The following is an 8,128-nucleotide window of genomic DNA, read 5'->3' as shown; positions in this document are numbered from 1 at the left end:
TAGCGCCCAGCGATGCTGAAGCGATGCCTTTACCGAGAGACGAAACAACACCGCCGGTGACGAATATAAAACGCGCCATGTCATGCCTTTTTGATAGTGCGATAAGATATAGGGCTGGAAAAAGCGGTGCTTCTTTGCCCCCTGAGATGGGACGTCAGTCTAACAGGAAGCCCCTAGCGAAACAATGAAATTAGGCCTCCGTCGCGCGCCGAGTCTCTGTTATAATACGCCTCCAATTGCTTGCACATTCAAGGCCTTAGTACTATGCAACCCATGCTGAATATCGCATTGCGCGCCGCCCGTAAGGCGGGAGACATTATCGCTCGCGCATCTGAACAACTGGATCGCGTTCAAATCGAGTCCAAAGGCGAGAACGATTTTGTGACCGAAATCGACCGCAAAGCCGAGCAGGAGATCATTTACCACCTGCAAAAGGCGTATCCTGACCACGGTTTTCTGGGCGAAGAGTCCGGCGCATCCGGCAATGCCGAAAGCGATTACCAGTGGATTATCGACCCCATCGACGGCACAACCAATTTTGTGCGCGGCATTCCCCACTTTGCCATTTCCATTGCCTGTGTATTTCAGGGCCAAATCGAACACGCCGTGATTCTCGACCCGATTCGGCGCGAGGAATTTACCGCCAGTCGTGGTCGCGGTGCGCAGGTCAACGGCCGCAGAGTGCGGGTTACCATGAACCCCAGCTTAGAAGGCGCCTTAATCGGCACCGGCATTCCGTTTAAAGCCCATAACGCTCAACACCTGCCAGCCTATATGCGCAGCCTAGAAGCGGTAGCCGCGGAAACAGCGGGTGTCCGCCGCGCTGGCGCTGCCTCGCTGGATTTGGCCTATGTTGCGGCCGGGCGTCTCGACGGATTCTGGGAAATAGGCCTGAGCAAATGGGATATCGCGGCAGGTATCCTGCTCGTGCGCGAAGCCGGCGGCTTGGTCAGTGATTTCAGCGGTGGTGGCAATTATCTTGAGAGCGGCAATATTGTTGCGGCCAACCCCAAGTGTTTGAAGGGATTGCTACAGGCAGTGCGCCCGCATTTAGAGAAATTGCGCTAGCCTCGGGAGAGGCTTGACGGGAGACGGGAGAGGCAAAAGACCTGCCCTAGCGCCTCCCGTCTCCCGTACAGCATTAAGCGCCTTTATGGTAAATCATCTACCTCTGCCCCCTCCTTCTCCTGCACGATCAAGTCCTCTTGACTGATATTCATTGTTACCAGCAAGCTGGCGACGATGTAAATCGACGAGTACGTACCCACACCAATACCAACGAGCAGCGCGAGCGCGAAGCTATGAATCATTTCGCCACCAACGACCGCTAAGGCAATCAATACCAATAAAGTGGTGCCGGATGTGACCAACGTACGGCCGAGGGTTTCTGTCAGCGAGATATTGATGACTTCAGTCGCGTCGTGCTTACGTAATTTACGCAGGTTTTCACGAATACGGTCAGCAACAACAATTGAATCGTTTAGCGAATAACCAATTACCGCCAAAACGGCCGCTAATACGGTGAGATCGAAATCCCAGCCCACCAAAGCGAATACACCTAAGGTTATGATGACATCATGACCCAATGCCGCTACGGCACCGAGAGAAAACTTAATCTGGAAGCGCATCGCAACATAGATCAGCACCACCACCAAAGCTAACAGAACGGCTAGTCCGCCCTGCTCCCGCAGCTCCTCGCCCACTTGTGGGCCCACAAATTCAATGCGGCGCAAATCGATTTCACCTGCAGTGCCGTTTTTCAGCACTTTTAGCACTTCTTCACCGAGAGTTGGACTCATACCCTGTGGTAAACGCACCAACACATCAGTATCAGAACCAAAATTCACCACCACCGCGTTATCGTAGCCAGCCGTCTTAAGCTGATCCCTCACCTCTGATAGAGCGACCGGCTCTTCGTAAATGACCTCAATTAAGGTGCCACCGGTAAAATCCAATCCAAAATTCAGGCCCTTAAAGGCAAGCAAGCCAATAGCAACCACCACTAAACAGGTAGAAAGCACGGTGGCGAGCTTACGCAAGCCCATAAAATCGATAATGTTTGTATTCTCAGACATATGTTTCCCCTAGATCGCCAGCTTAGTGACGCGACGACCGCCGTAAAGCATATTCACAATGGCTCGTGTACCCATAATTGCAGTAAACATTGAGGTGATTATCCCCAGCGACAAGGTGACAGCAAAGCCGCGTACCGGCCCAGTGCCTACCGCATACAAAATCACCGCCACCAACAAGGTGGTAATATTCGAGTCCATAATAGTGACAAAGGCCCGACCATAGCCGGCCTCAATAGCATGCTGCACCGATAGCCCCGCTTTCAACTCTTCTCGTATTCGCGAGAAAATCAAGACATTGGCGTCGACCGCCATACCGACAGTCAAAACGATACCGGCAATACCCGGCAGCGTGAGTGTGGCGCCTAGCACCGACATACAGGCAGTGAGCAAAACAATATTAAAACCCAGCGCGGCTACCGCGATAACGCCAAACACGCGGTAGTACATCACCATAAACACTGCTACCAAACCAAGACCGATTTTTACTGCATTAAAACCCTGGGCAATATTTTCAGCGCCCAGCGACGGCCCGACCGTGCGCTCCTCAACAAAATCAATGGGTGCAGCCAGCGCGCCAGCGCGCAGCAATAACGACAGTTCAGCTGCCTCACCCGGCGCGTCTAAACCAGTGATCCGAAACTGGACGCCAAGCGCATCTTTAATCGTGGCAAGACTAATGATTTTTTTCTCGTCATACGGCACTTTGACAATCTGCTCTTTGCCTTGCGCATCCGTTTCATAATAAGTGCGACTTTTCCGTTCAATAAACAACACCCCTAAACGGCGATTGATATTGTGACGAGTCATGCGGTGCATCAGCGTACCGCCCTCACTGTCGAGGGTAATACTGACCTGGGGCATGCCGTTTTGGTCAAAACTCGCCTGAGCATTAGCCACCCGCTCGCCAGTTATTACTACGTCGCGCTCTAACCAGGCGCTCGGCTCGCCTTGGCCTGGATTGCGAAATTCAAATTGCTCACGGTCAGACACCGGTGCGTCGTAGCGGGCCTCTAATCTAAAGTCTAGGTTCGCAGTTTTACCCAAAATCCGCTTAGCTTCGGCAGTATCTTGAATACCGGGCAGTTCAACCACAATACGATTGCGACCTTGACGCTGCACCAAGGGCTCTGACACGCCCAACTCATTCACGCGGTTACGCAAAGTCGTTAAGTTTTGACCAACCGCGTAATCTTCAATTTCTTTGCGTTTGGCCTCACTCATTAAGGCACTGAGATAATAAGCGCTGTCTCCAGCCGGTGAATCCACCCGCTGCCCCGTTAATTCCGTAAACTCCTTCTTAATGATGCGCAACGCTGAGTCACGCAACTCGGCCGACGTAAACTTACCGGTAATAACGCCGTCATCGCCCAAACTAATAAAACCACGCACACCCTCTTCACGCAGTTTCTTTTTTATCCCAGAATTATAGTGTTCAAGGCGAGTAGCAATCGCTGAATCGGTATCGACTTCAAGTAAAAAGTGCACTCCACCACTCAGGTCGAGGCCAAGCTTCATCGCTTGTGCGCCAAGATTACTCAGCCACTCTGGCGTGTTGGAAGCCAAATTCAAGGCAACAATATAGCCGTCACCCAAACTGCGCTGCACTACGCGCTGTGCGCGGAGCTGTACGTCGGCATCGTATAAACGAATCAAGCCACTTTTACCGGTCTCATTGGCTTTTTCGCCAAAGTGTTTAATACCACTGGCTTCCAATGCCGCCGACAAGCGTTCCATCTGGGCTTGGTCAATGATGACACCACTGCTCTCCCCAGATATTTGCAGCGCCGGATCGGGCCGGTACAAATTGGGAACCGCGTACAGTAAACCTAAGCCCAGAACCGCCAAAATCAGCAGGTTTTTCCAGAGCGGATATTTATTTAACATTCTATTTCCACCAAAACCGCCTGTTGCGACGGTGTCCGTTTAACACTGGGCGAGACACCCCTAACACCCACATTACGAGACCTTCACACGCTCGCTATTTTTCCCTTAGCAGAAAACAAAATCTCAGCGTGTGTGAAGATCTCTACATATATTAAAAGGCCGGTAAAAACCGGCCTCTTTTATTAACTTATCCCACCCAAACCCGAGCATTGCGGAATAAGCGCATCCAGCCGCTGTCCTCTGCCGAGTTATCCGCGACCCAAGAGTTCTGTACGGTGCGGAAAACCCGTTCGGGGTGAGGCATCATGATGGTTACGCGACCATCGGCACTACTGGCACCGGCAATACCTGCCGGAGAACCATTCGGATTGGCCGGATACTGCTCGGTCACCGCCAAATGATTATCAATAAATTGCAGCGCAACTTTACCAGACTGCTGCAAATTGCCAAGCTGAGTCGCATCTGCAAACTCCGCGCGCCCCTCGCCATGCGCAATGGCCACTGGCAAGTGAGAACCGGCCATGCCAGCAAGTAATATGGAGGGTGATTCTGGAATTTCAAGCTGCGCGACCCGCGCCTCGAACTGTTCTGAGCGGTTGCGTACAAAACGCGGCCAAAATTCCGCACCGGGAATCAGCGAATGTAAATTCGACATCATCTGGCAACCGTTGCAAACACCGAGAGCGAACGTATCACTGCGCTGAAAATACGTGGCAAATTCATCTCTGGCTCTGGCATTGAACAAAATAGTTTTTGCCCAGCCTTCACCCGCACCAAGGACGTCGCCGTAAGAGAAACCACCACAGGCAGCCAGTCCCCTAAAGTCAGCCAAACTCACGCGGCCACTGAGAATATCGCTCATATGCACATCAATCGCACTAAAACCAGCGCGGTCAAAGGCCGCCGCCATTTCCATTTGGCCGTTCACGCCCTGCTCACGCAGTATCGCAATCCGTGGCCGCACACCCGTTTTAATATAAGGCGCGGCAACATCCAGCTGCGCATCAAAACTGAGTTTACTGCTCAAGCCGGGGTCGGCCTCAACCAAACCGTCGAACTCTTGCTGCGCGCATTCAGAATTGTCCCGCAGTGCCTGCATGCGATAGCTCAATTCCTGCCACTTGCGATGAAAATCTAAGCGCTGGCCATGCAACACGACGCTACCCGCAAAACGCATCTGCACATCGCTCCCCGCTACTGCACTACCGATATTTTGAACCAAACCGTCTAAACCGTGCTCGGCAAATACCGCCATTACATCGCTAAGATCACTGGCCCGAACCTGAACCACTGCACCAGCTTCTTCCGCAAACAAGGCGCCATGAACCGTGCCACCAGAACCGAGATCGATATCTAAACCGCAATGCCCCGCAAAGGCCATTTCCAGCAAGGTGATTGCAGTTCCGCCGTCAGAGCGGTCGTGATAGGCAATTATTTTTTTGTGTTCTAGCAATTGCTGAACGGCATTAAAGAAGCCCGATAGCAATTTAGGATCGTCAATATCCGGTGCGGTATCGCCAATCTGCTGATAAACCTGCGCCAAGCAAGAGCCGCCGAGGCGTTGCTTACCTGCGCCGAGATCAAGCAGCAGTAAGGCGGTATCACCCAGATCGGTGCGCAGTTGCGGAGTAACCGTCTTGCGCACATCACTCACCGGACTAAATGCGGTGATAATTAAGGACATTGGTGCGGTGATGGCTTTATCGGCTTCATCCTCACGCCAAGTAGTGCGCATTGACATGGAGTCTTTGCCAACAGGGATGGTAATACCTAACGCCGGGCAAAACTCCATACCAACGGCTTTCACGGTATCAAACAGCACTTCGTCTTCGCCGCCGTAACCCGCCGCGCACATCCAGTTGGCCGACAGTTTTATATCAGAGAGCTTTTCTATCCGCGTGGCAGAGATATTGGTGATGGCTTCAGCTACCGCCATCCGACCCGACGCGGGGCCATTAATTAGGGCTAGCGGCGTGCGCTCACCCATGGCCATCGCTTCACCGGCGTAGGAATCGTAACTCACTGTGGTTACTGCGCAGTCCGCCACCGGCACCTGCCAAGGGCCAACCATTTGGTCGCGATGAACCTGACCCGTGATCGAGCGGTCGCCAATGGTAATTAAAAAGCTTTTGCTCGCGATGGTTGGCAACGCCAGCAGGCGATCTAAGGCTTCATCCACATTAATAGCCGCGGGCTCAAAACTCGGCAAGCTTAGCTTTTGGCGATTAAATTCCCGATTCATCTTTGGTGGCTTACCAAACAAAATCGACATCGGCAGGTCGACGGGATTATTGTCGAAGTGGGTATCGCCAAGACGTAGACGTTTATCACTAGTCGACTCGCCAACAACCGCGTAGGCCGCACGCTCCCGCGCGCAGATTTCTTCGAATACCGCTAAATCTTTCGGCGCAATCGCCATGACATAGCGCTCTTGGGATTCGTTACACCAAATTTCCAGTGGCGACATACCCGGCTCGTCATTAGGCACTTTGCGCAGTTCAAAGTCACCGCCACAACCGCCGTCTTTCACCAGCTCAGGAAAGGCGTTAGACAAGCCTCCAGCACCAACATCGTGGATAAAGGCAATGGGGTTGTTCTCACCCATAGCCCAGCAACGATCAATCACCTCTTGGCAACGACGCTCCATTTCTGGGTTTTGGCGCTGTACCGAGGCAAAGTCGAGGTCTTCAGTGGACGCGCCACTGCTCATAGATGAAGCCGCGCCGCCACCCAAGCCAATCAACATTGCCGGACCACCCAAGGCAATTAATTTATAACCGGCGGGAAATTCAGTTTTAAGCACATGCTCGGCTTTTACATTACCGTAGCCGCCAGCAATCATAATAGGCTTGTGATAACCACGTCGCTCTTCGCCATTGACACCAAAGGCATTTTCTTCAAAGCTGCGAAAGTAACCACAAAGATTAGGACGGCCAAATTCATTATTAAAGGCGGCGCCACCAATGGGGCCTTCCAGCATAATATCGAGGGCAGAAACAATGCGACCGGGCTTGCCGTAGTCGACTTCCCAAGGCTGCTCGTAACCGGGCACCCGCAAATTGGACACGCTAAAGCCAGAGAGCCCAACCTTGGGCTTAGAGCCCCGTCCCACCGCGCCCTCATCGCGAATTTCGCCACCAGAACCGGTACCCGCACCAGAAAAGGGTGAAATCGCCGTGGGGTGATTATGGGTTTCCACCTTCATAAGAAGATGAATATCTTCGTCGTGATAAGTGTATTCAGCACTGCCAGGCTCAGGATAAAAACGCCCCGCACGATGCCCTTTAACCACGGCTGCATTATCGGAATAAGCGCTTAACACGCCTTTGCCGCCTAACTGGTAGGTGTTTTTAATCATACCAAACAGCGAGTGAGACTGAGCCTCACCATCTATCGTCCAGCTGGCATTAAATATTTTGTGGCGGCAATGTTCAGAGTTCGCCTGCGCAAACATCATCAATTCAACATCACTGGGATTACGCCCCAATTGCAGGAAGCTCTCCAGCAAATAGTCAATTTCGTCTACGGCTAATGCCAAGCCCAACTCACTATTCGCTGCAACTAGGGCGTCCCGGCCACCGACCAGCACATCCACCGCCTGCATTGGCTTGGGAGTTTGGCGGCTAAACAAAACCTCGGCGCCCTCAGGGCTGGTCAAAACCGTCTCGACCATGCGGTCATGAATCGCCGCTAACAAGACGCTGCGCTCGCCCTCTTCCAGAGGCGCGGCAAGATCAACGCGGTACAAAACCCCGCGCTCAATACGGGCGATCATATCAAGCCCGCAATTACGGGCAATATCACTGGCCTTACTCGACCAAGGTGAAATAGTGCCGGGTCGCGGCACCACAAAGAAATTCAGGCCATCGCGCTCGGTAAATGCGGCGCGGGGCCCATATTGCAAGAGTTGGCTTAATACTGCCGTGCGCGCACTATCGAGCGCCACCGCAGTATCAACCAAGTGAATATATTGAGTGCTCAGTCCGCGCAGGCTGGGAATATCACCTGTCAAACTGGCCACTAATTTAGCTATGCGAAAATCTGAAAGCGCCGGAGCACCTGGAATAATGAGCATTCGGGGCGACAACCTTGATCGAATGGATTGAAGCCGGCCATTGTAAAGGAAATACGCGGGAAATTTTATCCCAAATACTCTTTATGGTGCGATC

General features: G+C 52.5%; 5 protein-coding genes. 1 reads left to right on the top strand and 4 read right to left on the bottom strand.

Features of this window, described 5'->3' with window-relative positions:
* A partial coding sequence (locus tag ABYP33_RS16205; protein ID WP_373092196.1) for a hypothetical protein occupies window positions 1–79 on the bottom strand: 79 nt, incomplete at its 3' end.
* 185 nt (window positions 80–264) lie between these two features.
* Between ABYP33_RS16205 and ABYP33_RS16200 the strand changes: the two genes are divergently transcribed.
* A complete protein-coding gene (locus tag ABYP33_RS16200) occupies window positions 265–1,068 on the top strand; it encodes an inositol monophosphatase family protein (protein ID WP_373092195.1) in 804 nt (267 codons plus the stop codon).
* Between the two features lie 83 nt (window positions 1,069–1,151).
* Here ABYP33_RS16200 and secF read toward each other — a convergent pair whose 3' ends face one another.
* The 3 genes from secF to purL all read right to left on the bottom strand — a co-directional run bounded on the left by secF (window position 1,152) and on the right by purL (window position 8,034).
* The gene (secF, locus tag ABYP33_RS16195) at window positions 1,152–2,075 is read right to left on the bottom strand and encodes a protein translocase subunit SecF (RefSeq protein ID WP_373092194.1); all 924 of its coding nucleotides are present in this window, start codon (window positions 2,073–2,075) and stop codon (window positions 1,152–1,154) included.
* Between the two features lie 9 nt (window positions 2,076–2,084).
* Window positions 2,085–3,959: a protein translocase subunit SecD gene (gene secD, locus ABYP33_RS16190; RefSeq protein ID WP_373092193.1), complete on the bottom strand. Its 1,875-nt coding sequence runs from the start codon at window positions 3,957–3,959 to the stop codon at window positions 2,085–2,087.
* Between the two features lie 187 nt (window positions 3,960–4,146).
* The gene (gene purL / locus ABYP33_RS16185) at window positions 4,147–8,034 is read right to left on the bottom strand and encodes a phosphoribosylformylglycinamidine synthase (protein WP_373092192.1); all 3,888 of its coding nucleotides are present in this window, start codon (window positions 8,032–8,034) and stop codon (window positions 4,147–4,149) included.
* Between the last annotated feature and the right edge of the window lie 94 nt (window positions 8,035–8,128).

Origin of the sequence: Zhongshania sp., from assembly GCF_041584495.1 — a bacterium.
In the GTDB taxonomy this organism is placed as follows: Bacteria; Pseudomonadota; Gammaproteobacteria; order Pseudomonadales; family Spongiibacteraceae; genus Spongiibacter.
This window is presented reverse-complemented; position numbering and strand designations above follow the sequence as displayed.